Source organism: Actinacidiphila acididurans (assembly GCF_016918855.1).
GTDB classification, from domain to species: Bacteria; Actinomycetota; Actinomycetes; order Streptomycetales; family Streptomycetaceae; genus Actinacidiphila; species Actinacidiphila acididurans.
This window is the reverse complement of record NZ_JADKYB010000006.1, coordinates 286,520-304,377: the sequence shown is the minus strand read 5'-3', so window position 1 is coordinate 304,377 and position 17,858 is coordinate 286,520. Positions and strand designations below refer to the sequence as shown.

Genomic DNA, 17,858 nt, shown 5'->3' with positions numbered 1-17,858 from the left:
GCGAACGGCCCGGAAGCGCCGGATACGCGCGGTGGTACGGACCGACACGCCGGGGTACGCGCCGGCAGTGGTACGAGCGGACGCGCCACGACATGTACCGGCGGTGGTACGGGCGGGCGCGGCATGACGGACACGAGCGGTGGTACGGACCGGCCGCGTACGACCGATACGCGCGGTGGTACGGCCGCGGGCCGGGCCGGCATCGGCGGGTCCGTACGGGCCGAGGGACGCGAACTGCCGGTCGCGGCGGCCGTACCGGACCTGCTGGCGGCCCTGCGCGGGCCCGGCTGCGCGGTCCTGGCCGCGCCGCCCGGCACCGGCAAGACCACCCTGGTGCCGCTGCTGCTCGCGGACGCCTTCCCGGGCCGGGTCGTGGTGGCAGAGCCGCGGCGGATGGCCGCGCGGGCGGCGGCCCGGCGGATGGCGTGGCTGCTGGGCGAACGACCCGGTCAGCGGGTCGGCTTCACCGTGCGCGGCGAGCGGCGGGTCTCGGAGCGGACCGTGATCGAGGTGGTCACCACCGGTGTGCTGCTCCAGCGGCTCCAGCGCGACCCGGAGCTCGAGGGCGTGGGCACGGTCCTGCTCGACGAATGCCACGAGCGGCACCTCGACGCGGACACCGCGCTCGCCTTCCTGCTGGACGTACGGGCCCTGCTGCGCCCGGACCTGCGGCTGGTCGCCGCCTCCGCCACCACCGACACCGCCGCCTGGGCGACCCTGCTGGACGCGCCCGTGGTCGAGGCGGAAGGGGTGCTGCACCCGGTGGCGGTGCGGTGGGCGCCGCCGGATCGGCCGGTGCGCCCGCCGCACGGCACCTGGGTGGACCCGGCGCTGCTGGACCATGTGGCCGCGGTGGTCCGGCGGGCGCTGCGCGACCACGACGGCGACGTGCTGTGCTTCCTGCCCGGCGTCGGGGAGATCGCCCGGGTCGCCGGGCTGCTGTCCGACGTGCCGGCCGACGTGCTCCAGGTGCACGGCCGCGCGCCGGCCGCCGTGCAGGACGCCGCGTTGTCGCCCGGCATCCGGCGCCGGGTACTGCTGGCCACCTCGGTGGCCGAGTCCAGCCTGACCGTGCCCGGGGTGCGGGTGGTGGTGGACAGCGGGCTGGCCCGGGAGCCGCGCATGGACCACGCCCGCGGCCTCGGCTCGCTGGCGACCGTACGCCTGTCCCGCGCCGCGGCCGAGCAGCGGGCGGGCCGGGCCGGCCGGGAGGGCCCCGGCACCGTCTACCGCTGCTGGCCGCAAGGAGGACACGACCGGCTCGCCCGGCAGCCCGCGCCCGAGATCGCGCTGGCCGACCTCACCGGGTTCGCGCTCCAGGCCGCGTGCTGGGGCGACCCGGACGCCTCCGGCCTCGCCCTGCTCGACCGCCCGCCGGCCGGTGCGCTGGCCGCGGCCCGCGCCGCCCTGCGCGACCTGGACGCGGTCGACCCGGCCGGCCGCGCCACCGACCGCGGCCGCCGGCTCGCCCTGGCCGGCCTCCATCCCCGCCTGGCCCGTGCCCTCCTCGACGCGGCCCCCGTCGCCGGCCCCGCCCGCGCCGCCGAGGTCACCGCCCTCCTCTCCGAGGAACTGCCGTCCTCCTACGGCCCCGACCTCGCCGCCGCCTGGCGCACCGCCCGCCGAACCACCGACCCCTACACCACGCGCTGGCGCGCGGAATCCCGCCGCCTGACCGAGGTGGCCGCCGGCGGCCCGCGCCCAGGAGGAGGGGACGACCGCGGCTCCCGGGCCGGCGACGGGACCGGGACCGTTCACCCGGGGAGCGGCAGCCGTCCACGCGCCGAAGCCGGAAACGGCCCGGGGCTCGGTGACGACGCGGTCGCCGGGCTGGTGGTCGCGCTCGCGTTCCCGGAGCGGGTGGCGCGACGGCGGGCCCAGGACGCGTACCTGATGGTGTCCGGCACCGGGGCGCAGGCGCCCGCCGGCCTCGGCGGGGCGGAGTGGATCGCGGTGGCCGTCGCCGACCGGGGCGCCGGACGGGCGGACGCGCGGGTGCGGGTGGCCGCGGTGATCGACGAGGACACCGCGCGGCAGGCGGCGCACGGCCTGCTGACCGGGTACGAGGAGGTGCGCTGGCGGGACGGGGACGTGGTGGCCCGGCGGGTGGAACGGCTGGGCGCGGTGGAGCTGAGCGCCGCGCCGCTGCGGAACCCGGACCGCGACCTGGTGCGGGCCGCGCTGCTGGAGGGGCTGCGCGCCGAGGGCACCGGCCTGCTGACCTGGTCCCGCGAGGCCGGCGCGGTCCGGGACCGGATGGCCTTCCTGCACCGCACCCTGGGCGAGCCCTGGCCGGACGTGTCCGAGGACGCCCTGCTGGAACGGGCCGAGGAATGGCTCGGCCCCGAACTCGCCGCCGCCCGGCGCCGGGCCGACCTCGTCCGGGCCGACACCCGCGCGGCGCTGCTGCGGCTGCTTCCCTGGGCGACCGGCGAGGCCCTGCGCTTCGATGCTCTCGCGCCCGAGCGGCTCGAAGTCCCCTCCGGCTCCCGGATCCGCCTCGACTACTCCGGGCCGCAGCCCGTCCTCGCCGTCAAGCTCCAGGAACTCTTCGGCCTACGGGAGACGCCCACGCTCGCGGGCGTGCCCGTACTTTTCCATTTGCTCTCCCCAGCGGGGCGGCCCGCGGCGGTCACCGCGGACCTGAGCTCATTTTGGCGCGAAGGGTACCGTGCCGTCCGGGCTGAGCTTCGGGGGCGCTACCCCCGGCACCCTTGGCCTTTGGACCCCGCTTCAGCTCAACCTACTCGCCGCACCAACCCTCGGGGCTAGCGTCTCGCCTGGCGGCGGGCCGGTTCGCCCGAAGTACCCTGCGTTCGCCTGGCGGCGGGCCGGTTCGCCCGGAGTACCCAGGGGCGCGGGGACCATGCGCGGTGCGGTTCGCCGGGAAGACCAGGGGCGCGGGGACCATGCGCGGTGCGGTTCGCCGGGAAGACCAGGGGCGCGGGGACCATGCGCGGTGCGGTTCGCCGGGAAAACCAGGGGCGCGGGGACCATGCGCGGTGCGGTTCGCCGGGAAAACCAGGGGCGCTCCGGGCGAACCCGGGCGCAGCCCGTCAGGCCGAGGGCGTAAGGGCCGCGCCCGTAGCCCCCGCACCGGTCTCGGAGGGGGAGGGCGTCGCGCTACCAGAAGGCGTCGGCGTCGCACACGGATCCGGGGTGGGAGTAGCCGTAGGCGTGTCCGTGGGGGTCGGGGTGGGGGAAGGGCTGGCGCTGTCCGACGGGGTGGGGGTGGGGCAGTCCGGGGTGGTCGTCGGAGGCGTCGTGGGCGGGGTGGTGGTGGGAGGAGGCGTGGTGGGCGGCGTGGTGGTGGTCGGCGGACCGCTCGGCGTACCGGTGCCGGCGCCGGGGGGCGTGGGGATGGTGCCCGTGGGGGTGCCGGGGCGGCTCGGCGAGGGGCTGGTGCCGGGCAGCGGGTGGTTGGGCGGGGTGGTGGGGCCGACACTGCCGGGGATGTGGGTGACGCCCGGGGCGGGCGTCGTGCTGCCCGGCGTGGGCCCGGTGCCGGCGGGCACGGGGGCCTGCGGGATGCCGGGGCCGGTGGGAGTGCCGGGCCGGTCGGGCACGGTGACCGTGCCGCCCTGGAGGAAGTGCTCGTACCACGCCTTGACCAGGGCCAGGTAGGCCGGGGAGTGGTTGTAGCTGAGGATCGCCTGGTCCATCTGGGCCGGGACGGACAGGTCGCGGCCCCCCGCGCACAGGTAGTGCGCGGCGGCGAGCGCGGCGTCGTACACGTTGTTGGGGTCCGCCACCCCGTCACCGTTGCCGTCCGCGCCCCAGTTGGCCCAGGTGGACGGGATGAACTGCATCGGGCCGACGGCCCGGTCGTGCAGCGGGTCGCCGTCGTAGCGGCCCTGGTCGGTGTCGGGGATGTTCGCGAAGCCGTTGCCGTCCAGCACCGGGCCGAGGATCGGGGTGTACGTGGTGCCGTTCGCGTCCACCGCGCCGCCGCGGGCCTGGCCGGACTCCACCTGGCCGATGGCCGCGAGGAGTTGCCACGGCAGGCGGCAGCCGGGGATGGTCTGCTGGACCGAGGCCTGGGCGCGCAGGTAGGCGTTCAGGACGGTGGTGGGCAGGCCGCCGCCGGCGCCACCGGGCACGGTGATCGCGGGTGTGCCGGGCGCGAGCGGGGCGAAGGGGCCGGTCGGGGTGTTCAGCGGGGGCAGGTCGGTGATGTACGGCGAACCGCCGTCCGCCGGACCACTGTCGGCCGGCGGCGTGGTCGCCGTGCCGGTGCCGTCCTCCCCGGCCTGGTCCTGCGTGGCCGCTGAGTGCGCGTGGGCGACCGGGAGGAATCCGGGCGCCTGCGACGCGCTGAGTGCCGCCATCGCAGCGGCGGCCACCGCCGTCCCCGCCGCTCCCCTGCGTAGCCTCCGGCCGTACCGCCGCGCTGCCATATCGCGGTCCCCTCCCACGTGGGTGAAGTGCGCGTCCCGCGCTCACAACTTGACCGACCCTACGACAACTTGCACCCCTTGACCACCGTCGGGAGGTACGCAAAAGGGGCAGTTCAGGGCGACTTCACAGGCTCGCGCCCGGCGTTTGCCTTCAGGTCACCGAGCCGTCGTCGGACCTTTTCACCTTCGGGCGCAACCGCCGGCACCCGCCGCGGGCCGTACGGGACGACCTGTGCGGCAGGTGCCGGATGCGGTCTCAGGATGTCAAGGTGGCCCTGACGGTGACGCAGGGTCAGCGGGACGGGTGGTGCCGGTGGGACCGGTGAGCCTCGGTGTTCCTCAGTGGGCCGCCGACTCCCAGTCCGTGCCGTGGCCGACGGAGACGTCGAGCGGGGCCCGCAGCGGGTAGGCGCCGGCCATCTCGCGGCGGACCAGCTCCTCGACCGCGGTGAGCTCGCCGGGGGCGACCTCGACCACGATTTCGTCGTGCACCTGGAGCAGCATCCGGGAGTCCAGTCCCTCGCGGGTGAGCGCCTCGTCCACCCGGAGCATGGCGATCTTGACGATGTCGGCGGCCGAGCCCTGGATGGGCGCGTTGAGCGCCATCCGCTCGGCCATCTCGCGGCGCTGCCGGTTGTCGCTGTTGAGGTCCGGCAGGTAGCGGCGGCGGCCGAGCACGGTCTCGGTGTAGCCGGTGATACGGGCCTCCTCGACCACCCGGTGCAGGTAGTCGCGTACGCCGCCGAACCGCTCGAAGTAGGTCTCGATCAGTGCCCGTGCCTCGGCGGCCTCGATGCCGAGCTGCTGGGACAGGCCGAACGCGGAGAGCCCGTAGGCCAGTCCGTACGACATCGCCTTGATCTTGCGGCGCATCTCGGGGTCCACCTGGTCGCGGGGGACGGAGAACACCTGGGAGCCGACGGTGTCGTGCAGGTCCTCGCCGGAAGTGAAGGCGGCGATCAGCCCGTCGTCGTCGGACAGGTGGGCCATCACCCGCAGTTCGATCTGGCTGTAGTCGGCGGTCAGCAGCGTCTCGAAATCCTTGCCGACGACGAAGCCGCGGCGGATGGCCCGGCCCTCGTCGGTGCGGACCGGCACGTTCTGCAGGTTGGGGTCGGTGGAGGACAGCCGGCCGGTGGCGGCCACGATCTGGCTGAAGGTGGTGTGGATGCGCCCGTCCGGGGCGACGGTCTTGACCAGGCCCTCGACGGTGACCCGCAGCTTGGCCTGCTCGCGGTGGCGCAGCATGATGACCGGCAGTTCGTGCTCGGTCTGGGCGGCGAGCCAGGCCAGCGCGTCGGCGTCGGTGGTGAAGCCGGTCTTGGTCTTCTTGGTCTTCGGCAGGCCCAGCTCGCCGAACAGCACTTCCTGGAGCTGCTTGGGCGAGCCCAGGTTGAACTCGTGGCCCACCGAGGCGTGCGCCTCGGTCACCGCGTGCTGCACGGCGGCGGCGAACTGCTGCTCCAGGCCGGCCAGATGGTCCCGGTCGGCGGCGATCCCGGCCCGCTCCATCCGGGCCAGCAGCGCGGAGATCGGCAGCTCCACGTCGTGCAGCAGATTCTCGGCGCCGACCTCGGGCAGCCGCTCGCCGAACACCTCGCCGAGGTCGAGGACCGCGCGGGCCTGCACCATCAGCGCCTCGGCCGCGGCCGCGTCGCCGTCCTCCTCCTCGCCGAACGCGAGCTGGCCGTCGCCGGTGTCCGCCGGGGCCAGCTCGCGGCCCAGGTACTCCACCGACAGCACGTCCAGGGCGAAGGAGCGGCGACCCGGCTTGATCAGGTAGGCGGCCAGCGCGGTGTCCATGGAGATCCCGGCCAGGTACCAGCCGTGCTCGGCGAACACCCGGGCGGTGTTCTTGGCGTTGTGCAGCACCTTGGGGCGGGCCGGGTCGGCCAGCCAGGTGGCGAACGCCTTCTCGTCGGTCTCCTCGAGCTGCGCCGGGTCGAACCAGGCCGCGTCCTCCGCCGAGGCCAGGGCGAGCTGGGTGACCGAGCCGCTGCCCAGCTCCCAGGTGTCCACACTGGCCAGGCCCAGCGGCCCCTGCGCGTGGTCGGCCAGCCAGCCGGACAGTTCGCCGGCGCCCAGCACGGTGCCGTGCACGGCGACGCCCTCGGCGACCGCGGCCTCCTGCTCCGCGCCGGGGTCGGCGGCGAACAGCCGCTCGCGGAAGTTCGGGTTGCGGAACTCCAGGACGTCCAGCACGCCGGACAGGGTCTGCCGGTCGTAGGGGATGCGCTCCAGGTCCGGCGGGGTCGAGGGCAGCGGCACGTCGCGGACCATCTCGGTCAGCCGCCGGTTGAGCTTGACCGCGTCCAGGTGCGCCCGCAGGTTGTCGCCGACCTTGCCCTTGACCTCGGCCACCCGCTCGCACAGCTCCTGGAACGAGCCGAACTGGGTGATCCACTTGGCGGCGGTCTTCTCCCCCACGCCGGGGATGCCGGGCAGGTTGTCGGACGGGTCGCCGCGCAGCGCGGCGAAGTCCGGGTACTGGGCCGGGGTCAGGCCGTACTTCTCCACGACCTTCTCCGGGGTGTACCGGGTCAGCTCGGAGACGCCCTTGGTCGGGTAGAGCACGGTCACGTGGTCGCTGACCAGCTGGAAGGAGTCCCGGTCGCCGGTGACGATCAGCACGTCGTAACCGAGGGCCTCGGCCTGGGTGGCGAGAGTGGCGATCACGTCGTCCGCCTCGTACCCCTCCACGGCGAAGCGGCTGACCCGCATCGCGTCCAGCAGCTCACCGATCAGCTCGACCTGGCTGCGGAACTCGTCCGGGGTCGCGGACCGGGTCGCCTTGTACTCGGGGTACTCGTCGAACCGCCACGTCTTGCGGGAGACGTCGAAGGCGACGGCCAGATGCGTCGGCTGCTCGTCACGCAGCGTGTTGGACAGCATCGACGTGAAGCCGTAGATGGCGTTCGTCGGCTGGCCCGTGGCGGTGTTGAAGTTCTCCACCGGCAGCGCGTAGAACGCCCGGTACGCCAGCGAGTGCCCGTCCAGCAGCATCAGCCGGGGTCGGTCGGTCGTCGTCTTCTGTGCGGTTGCTTTCTCTGCCACGCTCCCGATCCTCCCACGCGGGTCCGACAGCCCGGGCCGTACGGCCGGCGGCCGTCTTTTCGCCGGGATACCGGCACCAGGAGGTCAGGCGGCGGCAATACAGTGGCTGTCATGGCGAAGAAGGCACCCGCAGGGGATCCCGTTCAGGATGCGCCGCAGGTCACGGCGCCGAAGCATGCCGCGGCCGGACTGCCGGCGGTCGCGCAGACGGTGAAGGTGGCCGGTGCGCAGATGGGGGCGCGGCGGGCGACGCTGACGCTGCTCAAGGTCAACCAGAAGAACGGGTTCGACTGCCCGGGCTGCGCGTGGCCGGAGGGCGATCACCGGCACACGTTCGAGTTCTGCGAGAACGGCGCCAAGGCGGTGGCCGAGGAGGCGACGCTGCGCCGGGTGACCCCGGACTTCTTCGCCGCGCACCCGGTGTCGGACCTGGCCCGCCGCAGTGGCTACTGGCTGGGCCAGCAGGGCCGGATCACGCAGCCGATGTACCTGGCCGACGGCGCGGACAGCTATGAGGAAGTGCCGTGGGAGCGGGCCTTCTCGATCATCGCGGACGAGCTGACCGCGCTGGACTCCCCCGACGAGGCCGTCTTCTACACCTCGGGCCGCACCAGCAACGAGGCCGCCTTCCTGTTCCAGCTGTTCGCCCGCGAGTTCGGCACCAACAATCTGCCGGACTGCTCCAACATGTGCCACGAGTCGTCCGGGTCGGCGCTGACCGAGACGCTGGGGGTGGGCAAGGGCAGTGTGCTGCTGGAGGACCTGTACCGGGCCGACCTGATCATCGTGGCGGGGCAGAACCCGGGCACCAACCACCCGCGGATGCTCTCCGCGCTGGAGAAGGCCAAGCGCGGCGGGGCCCGGATCGTCAGCGTCAACCCGCTGGCCGAGGCGGGCACGGAGCGGTTCCGGAACCCGCAGAAGGCGTCCGGCCTGGTCGGCGGCGGCACCGCGCTGAGCGATCTGCACCTGCCGATACGGCTGGGCGGCGACCAGGCCCTGTTCCGGGCGCTGGGCCGGCTGCTGATCGAGGCCGACGCGGTGGACCACGACTTCATCGCCGAGCACACCCACGGCTTCGCCGAGTACGAGGCCGCGGCCCGCGCCACCGACTGGGACGAGACGCTGGCCGCCACCGGGCTGACCCGCGAAGACATCGACGCCCTGTACCGGATGGTGACCGGGGCCGAGTCGGTCGTGGTGTGCTGGGCGATGGGCCTCACGCAGCACAAGCACGCGGTGGCCACCATCCGCGAGGTCGTCAACTTCCTTCTGCTGGGCGGCAATGTGGGCCGGCCGGGCGCCGGGGTGTGCCCGGTGCGCGGCCACTCCAACGTTCAGGGCGACCGCACGATGGGGATCTTCGAGCGGCCCCCGGCGCCGTTCCTGGACGCGCTGCGGGACGAGTTCGGCTTCGAGCCGCCGCGCGAGCACGGCCTGGACGTGGTCCGGGCGATCCGGGCGCTGCGCGACGGCAGCGCCAAGGTCTTCTTCGCCATGGGCGGCAATTTCGTGTCGGCCTCCCCCGACACCGACGTCACCGAGGCCGCGATGCGCCGGGCCCGGCTGACCGTGCACGTGTCGACCAAGCTCAACCGCTCCCACACGGTCACCGGGGCCCGCGCGCTGATCCTGCCGGTGCTGGGCCGTACCGAACGGGACCGGCAGTCCTCCGGCGAGCAGTTCGTGACCGTGGAGGACTCCATGGGCATGGTGCACGCCTCCCACGGGTCGCTGCCCCCGGCCTCCTCGCACCTGCTCTCGGAGCCGGCCGTGGTCTCCCGGCTGGCCCGGGCCGTGTTCGGGGACGGCAGCCGGGTGCCGTGGGCGGACTTCGAGCACGACTACGACCTGATCCGGGACCGGATCGCGCGGGTGGTGCCGGGCTTCACCGACTTCAACGCGCGGGTGCGCCGCCCCGGTGGCTTCGCCCTGCCGCACGGGCCGCGCGACTCGCGCACCTTCCCCACCGCGACCGGCAAGGCGAACTTCACCGCGGCGCCGGTGGAGTACCCGCGGGTGCCGGAAGGCCGGCTGCTGCTGCAGACGCTCCGCTCGCACGACCAGTACAACACCACGATCTACGGCCTGGACGACCGCTACCGGGGCATTCGGGGCGGGCGCCGGGTGGTGCTGCTGCACCCCGACGACGCGGCGGCGCACGGGCTGGCGGACGGCGCGTACACCGATCTGGTCAGCGAGTGGACGGACGGCACCGAGCGGCGGGCCGAGGGCTTCCGGGTGGTGCACTACCCGACCCCGCGGGGCTGCGCGGCCGCGTACTACCCGGAGACCAATGTGCTGGTGCCGCTGGACCACACCGCCGACACCAGCAACACACCCGCGTCGAAGTCCGTGGTCATCCGCCTGGAACAGCCCACCCCGGCGCACGTCTGAGCCCGGGCGGCGTCTAGGTTGGCCGCGGAGGCATCTCCGCGGAGTCATTTCCGCACCGGCCGGCAGTCGCAGTACGGCTGCCGGCCGGCCCCCACGACCGAGGGAGTCGACGCATGGGCGAGCAGACCACCACCACGCAGTTCCCGCCGGAGATCCTGGCGCAGTACACCGGGCTCGGCATCGACCTGGCGTCCCTGTTCTCCGCCGGGGCGCTCGGGGAGCGGATGGGCATCGTCGTGCTGGAGGCCTCGCCGGAGAAGGTGGTCGGCACCATGCCGGTCGAGGGCAACACCCAGCCGTACGGACTGCTGCACGGCGGGGCGTCGGCGGTGCTGGCCGAGACGCTGGGCTCGGTGGGCGCGATGCTGCACGGCGGCCCGGGCAAGATCGCGGTCGGAGTGGACCTGAACGCCACCCACCACCGCGCCGTGCGGTCCGGGACGGTGACCGGCACCGCCACGCCGGTGCACCGCGGGCGCAGCTCGGCCACGTACGAGATCACGATCGCCGATGAGTCCGGCCGCCGGATCTGTACCGCCCGGCTGACCTGCATGCTGCGTCCGGCCACCCCGACGGCCTCGACGAACGGCGCGGCCTGAGCCACGGCGCGCCTTCTGGCCCGCTCCGGGATTCTCCGCTGAACTGTGGTGCGATGAACTGGGGTGCCGGGTGTGGGATTCGAACCCACATGCCCTCTCGGACAAAGGCTTTTGAGGCCTCCGCGTATGCCGTTCCGCCAACCCGGCAGGGTGTGCGGCCCAGCGTACCGTGTAGGTGAGCGCGGTCGCAGCTAGGTAGGCTCGGGGGTGCGGGCCCGCACCGCACGCCCGACCGAGGACCCCGAAAGACCCGCTTCAAGGACTTCAAGGACCTTCAAGGACAAGGAGCACCGTGAGCGCCCCGGAAGAGTCGACCCCCGCCCCTCGTGAGGACGATCAGTCGCACGTGCCTCCGGCGACGACCCGCGTGGTCATCGCGGAGGACGAGGCGCTGATCCGGCTCGATCTCAAGGAGATGCTGGAGGAGGAGGGGTACTCCGTGGTCGGGGAGGCCGGCGACGGGGAGACCGCGGTCAAGCTGGCCGAGGAGCTGCGGCCGCACCTGGTGATCCTGGACGTCAAGATGCCGGTGCTGGACGGGATCTCGGCGGCCGAGCGGATCGCCGGGGAGAAGCTGGCCCCGGTGCTGATGCTGACCGCCTTCTCGCAGCGGGAGCTGGTGGAGCGGGCCAGGGACGCGGGGGCCATGGCGTACCTGGTCAAGCCGTTCACCAAGAGCGACCTGGTGCCGTCGATCGAGATGGCGGTGAGCCGGTTCCAGGAGCTGCGGGCGCTGGAGGCCGAGATCCAGGACCTGACCGTGCGGCTGGAGACCCGCAAGCTGGTCGACCGGGCCAAGAGCGTGCTGCAGACCAAGTACGGGCTGACCGAGCCGGCCGCCTTCCGCTGGATCCAGAAGACCTCGATGGACCGCCGGATGTCCATGCAGGCGGTGGCCCAGGCGGTCATCGACGAGGTCGCGGACAAGTAGCCGACGAGCGGAACACCGCCTCGTACGGAACGTGTACGCACGTCGGGCGTCGTACGGAAGGGGCCGCCCCCCATGGCCGGGGGCGGCCCCTTTCCGTGTCCCGTTGTCCGGGTCCCCGCTGCCGTCGGGGCAGGCCCCGTCAGTCCTCGCCGAGGTAGGTCTTGCGGACCTCGTCGTCGTGCAGCAGGGCGTGCCCGGTGCCGGACAGCTTGATCGTGCCGACCTCCATCACGTGCGCCTGGTCGGCCAGGGACAGCGCGGCCTGGGCGTTCTGCTCGACGAGCAGGATGGTGGTGCCCTGGGCGCGCAGTTCGACGATGGTGGCCATGATCTTCTGCATCATGATCGGCGACAGCCCCATCGAGGGCTCGTCGAGCATGAGCAGCTTGGGCTGGGACATCAGGGCCCTGCCCATCGCCAGCATCTGCTGCTCGCCGCCGGACAGGGTGCCGGCCGCCTGCTTGCGCCGCTCCCCCAGGATGGGGAAGAGGTCGTAGGCGCGCTGCATGTCCTGCGTGATGCCGGCCGAGTCCTTGCGCAGATACGCCCCGAGCTGGAGGTTCTGCTCGATGGTGAGCCGGGGGAAGATGTGCCGGCCCTCCGGGGAGTGCGCCAGGCCCAGGGCGACGATCTTGTGCGGGGGCACCCTGGTGAGCGGCTTGCCGTCGAAGACGACCTTGCCGCCGACCGGCTTGAGCAGGCCGCTGAGCGTGCGCAGCGTGGTGGTCTTGCCTGCGCCGTTGGTGCCGATGAGGGTGACGACCTGCCCGGCCTCGACGGCGAAGCTGATCCCCTTGACGGCCTCGATCTTGCCGTAGGCGACCCGCAGGTTGTCCACTTCGAGCAGTGCGCTCATCGGTCGTTCTCCCGCTCCTCGGCCTCGTCGGCCGGTGCTCCTTCGAAGGGTTCGCCGAGGTACGCGGCGATCACCCTCTCGTCGCTCTGCACGACGTCCGAGGTGCCCTCGACCAGCTTCTCGCCCTGGACGAGGACGGCGACCCGGTCGCAGAGGTTGAAGATGAACCGCATGTCGTGCTCGATCACCAGGACGGCGATGCCCTGGTCGCGGATGGCGAAGACCAGTTCCTCGGTGGCCCGAGTCTCCTGCGGGTTCATGCCGGCCGTGGGCTCGTCCAGCAGCAGCAGGCCGGGTTCGCTGGCCAGCGCCCGGGCGATCTCCAGCTTGCGCTGCTCGCCGTAGGGCAGGTTGCGGGCCAGGTGCTCGGCCTTGCCGGCCAGCCCGGTGAAGGCCAGCAGTTCCATGGCGCGCTCACGGGAGCGGGCCTCGGCCCGGTGGTAGCCGGGGCCGCGGATCAGCGCGGACAGCAGCCCTTCGCGGGTCCGGGTGTGCCGTCCGACCAGGACGTTCTCCAGGACGGTCATGTTGGCGAACAGCCGGATGTTCTGGAAGGTACGGGCGATGCCGGCCTGGGTGACCAGGTGCGGCTTGGGCGGCAGGACGGTGCCGCGGTAGCTGACCGTGCCCTCGGTGGGGACGTACAGCCCGGTGAGGCAGTTGAAGAAGGTGGTCTTGCCGGCGCCGTTGGGGCCGATCAGGCCGACGATCTCGCCGCTGCCCACGGTCAGCGAGACGTCGCGGACGGCGGTGAGGCCGCCGAAGCGCATGATGACGCCCTTGGCCTCAAGCAGCGCGGTGCCCTTGGGCGCCCCCTGCGGGGACGGCTGTTCGGGGATGGTGGTGGTCATGGTGTCCCTCACGCCCCTGCCGCGCCGACCGGGACGGTGTCGTCGCCGGGGGTGCCGGGCTGGTCGGACGCCGTGGCGGCGTCTTCGTGGAATTCGAGCTGGCGGCGCCGGTTGGGGATGATGCCCTCGGGCCGGAAGCGCATGATGAGGATCAGCGCGAGACCGAAGGCCAGCAGCTCGTACCGGGCCAGGAAGTCCAGCTTCGCGGGGATGAGGTAGAGCAGCGCCGCGCCCAGGATCGGACCGCTGACCGTACCCATGCCGCCGAGGACGACCGCGGCCAGCAGGAAGGCGGAGTTGGGCGGCACCGACCCGGAGAACACGTACGGGTCGGGCACCACGCTGTTGGTCACGTGGGCGAAGACGGTGCCGGCCAGGCCGGCCAGCGAGGCGCCGAGGGCGAAGGCGACCAGCTTGACCCGGAAGCCGTTGATGCCCATGGCGGTGGCGGCGATCTCGTCCTCCCGGATGGCGATCCAGGACCGGCCGATCCGGGAGTCGGCGGCACGGGTGAAGACCAGCACCACGATGAGGGTGATGACCAGCATCAGCAGGTAGTAGTTGGCGAACCGGCCCAGGGTGAAGGACCCGAAGGAGTGCTGGTCGCCCAGGTTGTAGCCGAAGATCGACACGTCCGGGATCTGCGCGATGCCGTTGGGGCCGTTGGTGACCTTCGGGCCGGAGACGCCGTCGAGGTTGCGGACGACGATACGGAAGATCTCTCCGAAGCCGAGGGTGACGATGGCCAGGTAGTCACCGCGCAGCCGCAGCGTGGGGGCGCCGATGAGGACGCCGAAGATGCAGGCGACGACCATGCCGGCCAGGGCGGCGGCCCAGAACGGGAACTGGGTGCCGGACCAGATGGAGAACTGGGAACCGGAGACCAGGGCCGCGGTGTAGGCGCCGACGCCGAGGAAGGCGACGTAACCGAGGTCGAGCAGGCCGGTCAGGCCGACCACGATGTTCAGGCCGAGCGCGACCGTGCCCACGATGAGGATGCTCACCCCGAGGTTGGCCCAGTGCTCGTTGTTCTGGGCGAAGGGGTACGCGACCGCGGCCAGCACGCCGATCGCGGTGGAGAACCGGCGGTTGTGCTGGGTGATCTGCCGGAACTGGCGCAGCAGGCCGGTGGCGCCCAGGCCCAGGAAGCCGAAGGAGACCACGATCAGGTAGCCGATGAAGATGTCGCTGTAGTTCGTGGCGACACCGTAGGTGAAGATCTTCACCCCGACCGCGTAGACGACGACCACGGCCAGCCGCTGGAGCCAGGGGTTGAGCCGGCGGGCGTCGCCCACCGGCAGGTCGCTGTGGTTGAGCCGGGCCTCGCGCAGCCAGCGGTAGGCGCCGACGGTGGGCCCGTTGCCGGACAGCCGGCCGAGTTCGAAGTACTCGGCGTCGGCGGGCTCGACCGGGTGCCGGTCGATGGGCAGCGCGAGGGCGCCGGCGAACAGCAGCAGGCTGCCGATGGCGGCGACGAAGCCGCCGGGGTCGAGGTTGGCCATGCCGCCGAGCTTGGCGGCGATGTCGATGACGGTGTACCAGGTGGTGCCGAGGGTGCCCAGGGCCAGCAGCAGCACGCCGTTGTTGGACCGGCTCGGGTTCAGCCAGGCAAGTCCCTTGACCCGGAAGGCGCCCAGCGCGATCACGCCGGTGAGGATGGCGCCGATCAGGGTGAGGACCTGGAGGCCGCCCGGGTAGCCGCTGACGGTCAGGTCGCCGGGGAACTCGGTGGTGTACGTCCACGACATGAAGGTGGACGCCACGGTGACGACCACGCCGGCCAGGGTGACCAGGCGCGCGGCGGCCGGGGGCAGCGGAACGAACGGGGCCGCCCGGTGGGCGTCGCTCCGGGCCTGGACGACGGCTTCGGCCGTGGTGATGGGGATGTCGGTCATGTGGTGATCACGCCCTGTCCGCGACACGCTCGCCGAGCAGGCCCTGCGGCCGCACCAGCAGGACGACGATCAGCAGGACGAAGGCCCATACGTTGGCCCAGCCGCCGCCGCCGAGCTGTTCCATGCCCGGGATGTTGGAGATGTAGGCGGACGCGCACGACTCGGCGATACCGAGGACGAGACCGCCGAGCATGGCTCCGTAGATGTTGCCGATGCCGCCGAGGACGGCGGCGGTGAAGGCCTTCAGGCCGGCCTGGAAGCCGATGTCGAACTTGACCTGACCGTATTTCAGGCCGGACGCGACACCGGCCACGGCGGCGAAGAAGCCGCCGATGGCGAAGGCGATCACGATGATCCGGTTGGTGTCGATGCCCATGAGCTGCGCGGTGTCCGGGTCCTGGGCGGTGGCCTGCATGGCCCGGCCGGTGCGGCTGGTGCGCACGAAGGTGGCCAGCGCGACCATGCACACCACGGCGGCGACGATCAGGAAGATGTCACCGCTCTGGATGTCGACCGAGCCGATGTGGTAGGGGCCGCCGGGCAGTTGGGGAAACCGCTTGCCGTTGTCGCCGCCCGGGTACCAGAGGAAGACCGCCTGCTGGAGTGCGAGGGAGAGGCCGATGGCGGTGATGAGCGGGGCCAGCCGGGGCGCGTTGCGCAGCGGCCGGTAGGCGAACCGCTCCGCTCCCACCGCGATCAGCACGGACACGATGCCGCCGCCGATCAGCATGAGGGGGAGCGCGAGCCAGATGGACGTGCCGCTGGGGAGATTGGTGTAGACCGCGAGGGCGCCGAAGGCCCCGGTCATGTAGATCTCGCCGTGGGCGAAGTTGATGAGCTGGACGATGCCGTACACCATCGTGTAGCCGATGGCGATGAGCCCGTACATTGAGCCGATGAACAGCCCATTGGCCAGCTGTTGCGGCAAAGTGTGCACCGCATGGCCTCCATGTCGCTGGGGGGGCAGGGGGGGCAGGGGACAGAGGATCGACGCTTGAAGCGGCAGGGCCGCGCGGTGGGGTGTCCCCGCCGCGCGGCCCGGGTGGTGCGGGGGGAGCGTCAGCCGTTGTAGGTACCGCTCTTGACCGGCGCCCAGGCGCCGCTCTTGACCTGGTAGACGGTCAGCTGCTTGTTGGTGGTGTCGCCGTACTGGTCGAAGGAGACGTGACCGGCGATGCCGTCGAAGTCGCTCTTCTGGACGGCGTCCACGAGCTGCGAGCGGGCGTCGGTCATGGCCGGCAGCTTGTTGCTGTTGGCGTCCATGATCGCCTTGACGCCCTTGATGACGGCGGTGGCGGCGTCGTAGGAGTAACCGCCGTAGGTGCCGTAGTCACCGGGGTAGCCCTTGGACTTGTAGGTGCTGATGAAGTCCTTGGCGGCCGGCAGCGTGGTGACCGGGACGCCGACCGAGGTGGCCAGGTCGCCCTCGGCGGCCTTGCCGGCGGTCTTGATGTAGGTGTCGGAGAACATGCCGTCGCCGCCCATCAGCGGGATGTTGACGCCGGCCGCCTTGAGCTGCTTGGTGATCAGCTCCGACTCGTCGTACTGGCCGCCGTAGTAGAGCATGTCGGCGTGCGAGTTCTTGATCTTGGTGACGAGGGTGGAGTAGTCGGTGTCACCGGTGTTCACGTGGTCGGTGCCGGCGATCTTGCCGCCGAGGCCGCTGAACTTCCCCTTGAAGATGCCCGCGAGGCCCGCGCCGTAGGTCTGCTTGTCGTCGACGACGAACGCGTCCTTCTTCTTCAGGGTGTTGTACGCGTAGTCGGCCGCGAAGCCGCCCTGCAGGGCGTCGGTGGTGGCGGTGCGGAAGTAGGTCTTGAACGCGCGGACCTTGTTGCCGGTCGCCCAGTCCTTGCCCTGGGTCAGGGTGGGGTTGGTGTTCGACGGCGAGATCTCGACCATGTTGGCCGAGGCGAAGACCTGCTGCATCGACTGCGCGACACCGGAGTTGAGCGGGCCGATGGCGGCGATCACGCTGTTGTCGGCGACCAGCGCGGTGGCGTTCTGCTGGCCGGTGGCCGGCTGCGCCTTGTCGTCCAGCGCCTTGACCTTGAAGGTCACGCCGGGCACGAGGTTCTTGGCGTTGGCGTCGTCCACCGCGATCTGCACGCCGTACTGGATGCCGAGGCCGGTGGCGGAGTTGGCGCCGGTGAGCGGCGCGTCGACGCCGATGACCACGGTGGTGTTGCTGGAGGAGGAGCTGGAGGACCCACCGCCGCCGTTGCTCTTGTTGTCGTTGCTGCGCGAGCCGCAGGCGGTGAGGGTGAGAGCTCCCGTGGCAAGCACGGAGGTAAGAATCAGCAAGGAGCGGTGTTGCACGATCGGTCCTTTCCCCTGGACGGCCGTCACTACTGAGCGGCCGAGCCACCGTCCGGAACCCGAACGCACAAATCCGGTGGCGCGGTGACTGGCCGTGACTCTAGGCGCGAGGGGGTGGTCAAGGCAGAGGGGTGAAGAAGAGTGTGATGTTCTTGTTATCCCGAACGGAAACTCTTGAGCTTCTACTGAGGTTCGCAGCGGCTTTTGGGCGCTTTGCGGCGCCGACCGGATCCGGGAATGCGCACTTCCGGACCACCCGCCGGAGACCCGGTGCACCTCACGTCAGCAGGCCGTCGGCGGACCGGCCGAGGCTGTTGCCGAGGGCACCGGCAAGCCCGGGATTGCCGGGATTAAGGGGCGCGCCTGCCGGGCCGGGCGCCGCTCGTACCGTGGAACGAATGGTTATTGCGTGCGGGTTACACAGCGTTAATTGCTGCTGCTTTTCTTCCGCGCCGACTACGCGCTCGGGTCGTCCGGCAGTTCCCGCGGTGCCCCCGCGCGGGTAAAGCAGGACCCCCGTCCGGCACTCGCCGAACGGGGGTCAGGACCAAAATTGCGT

11 protein-coding genes and 1 tRNA gene are annotated in these 17,858 nt (G+C 72.0%); 4 read left to right on the top strand and 8 right to left on the bottom strand.

What is annotated here, in order from left to right; all coding sequences use genetic code 11:
• Positions 1-123 precede the first annotated feature (123 nt).
• On the top strand, positions 124-2,772 hold the full coding sequence (locus ITX44_RS13680; protein ID WP_205357429.1) for an ATP-dependent RNA helicase: 2,649 nt from the start codon (positions 124-126) through the stop codon (positions 2,770-2,772).
• 284 nt (positions 2,773-3,056) lie between these two features.
• Here the strand turns inward: ITX44_RS13680 and ITX44_RS13675 are convergent, their stop codons facing one another.
• Together ITX44_RS13675 and polA are read right to left on the bottom strand one after the other, a co-directional pair.
• Complete coding sequence (locus ITX44_RS13675) at positions 3,057-4,328, bottom strand: lytic transglycosylase domain-containing protein (RefSeq protein ID WP_236060502.1); 1,272 nt, start codon at positions 4,326-4,328, stop codon at positions 3,057-3,059.
• 408 nt (positions 4,329-4,736) lie between these two features.
• Positions 4,737-7,400 (bottom strand): DNA polymerase I, encoded by a 2,664-nt coding sequence (gene polA / locus ITX44_RS13670; RefSeq protein ID WP_236060574.1) that lies wholly within the window; start codon positions 7,398-7,400, stop codon positions 4,737-4,739.
• A gap of 162 nt (positions 7,401-7,562) precedes the next feature.
• Here polA and ITX44_RS13665 point away from each other — a divergent pair, with 162 nt between their 5' ends.
• Both ITX44_RS13665 and ITX44_RS13660 read left to right on the top strand, forming a co-directional pair.
• Positions 7,563-9,848: an FdhF/YdeP family oxidoreductase gene (locus tag ITX44_RS13665; RefSeq protein WP_205357426.1), complete on the top strand. Its 2,286-nt coding sequence runs from the start codon at positions 7,563-7,565 to the stop codon at positions 9,846-9,848.
• A gap of 113 nt (positions 9,849-9,961) precedes the next feature.
• Positions 9,962-10,447 (top strand): PaaI family thioesterase, encoded by a 486-nt coding sequence (locus ITX44_RS13660; protein WP_205357425.1) that lies wholly within the window; start codon positions 9,962-9,964, stop codon positions 10,445-10,447.
• Between the two features lie 64 nt (positions 10,448-10,511).
• Here ITX44_RS13660 and ITX44_RS13655 read toward each other — a convergent pair.
• Positions 10,512-10,594, bottom strand: a tRNA-Leu gene (locus ITX44_RS13655).
• A 145-nt stretch (positions 10,595-10,739) separates the two neighbouring features.
• Here ITX44_RS13655 and ITX44_RS13650 point away from each other — a divergent pair.
• Positions 10,740-11,378 (top strand): ANTAR domain-containing response regulator, encoded by a 639-nt coding sequence (locus ITX44_RS13650; protein ID WP_205357424.1) that lies wholly within the window; start codon positions 10,740-10,742, stop codon positions 11,376-11,378.
• A 139-nt stretch (positions 11,379-11,517) separates the two neighbouring features.
• Here the strand turns inward: ITX44_RS13650 and ITX44_RS13645 are convergent, their stop codons facing one another.
• The 5 genes from ITX44_RS13645 to ITX44_RS13625 all read right to left on the bottom strand — a co-directional run bounded on the left by ITX44_RS13645 (position 11,518) and on the right by ITX44_RS13625 (position 17,284).
• Positions 11,518-12,234 (bottom strand): ABC transporter ATP-binding protein, encoded by a 717-nt coding sequence (locus ITX44_RS13645; protein ID WP_205357423.1) that lies wholly within the window; start codon positions 12,232-12,234, stop codon positions 11,518-11,520.
• Positions 12,231-13,085: an ABC transporter ATP-binding protein gene (locus ITX44_RS13640; protein ID WP_205357422.1), complete on the bottom strand. Its 855-nt coding sequence runs from the start codon at positions 13,083-13,085 to the stop codon at positions 12,231-12,233. Before ITX44_RS13640 ends, ITX44_RS13645 begins: the two co-directional genes overlap by 4 nt.
• A gap of 8 nt (positions 13,086-13,093) precedes the next feature.
• Positions 13,094-14,980, bottom strand: coding sequence for a branched-chain amino acid ABC transporter permease (locus ITX44_RS13635; RefSeq protein ID WP_205357421.1), 1,887 nt, complete (start codon positions 14,978-14,980; stop codon positions 13,094-13,096).
• A gap of 7 nt (positions 14,981-14,987) precedes the next feature.
• Entirely contained in the window at positions 14,988-15,917 is a 930-nt protein-coding gene (locus tag ITX44_RS13630) for a branched-chain amino acid ABC transporter permease (RefSeq protein ID WP_205357420.1), read from the bottom strand.
• 122 nt (positions 15,918-16,039) lie between these two features.
• On the bottom strand, positions 16,040-17,284 hold the full coding sequence (locus tag ITX44_RS13625) for a branched-chain amino acid ABC transporter substrate-binding protein (RefSeq protein ID WP_205357589.1): 1,245 nt from the start codon (positions 17,282-17,284) through the stop codon (positions 16,040-16,042).
• Positions 17,285-17,858: the final 574 nt, after the last annotated feature.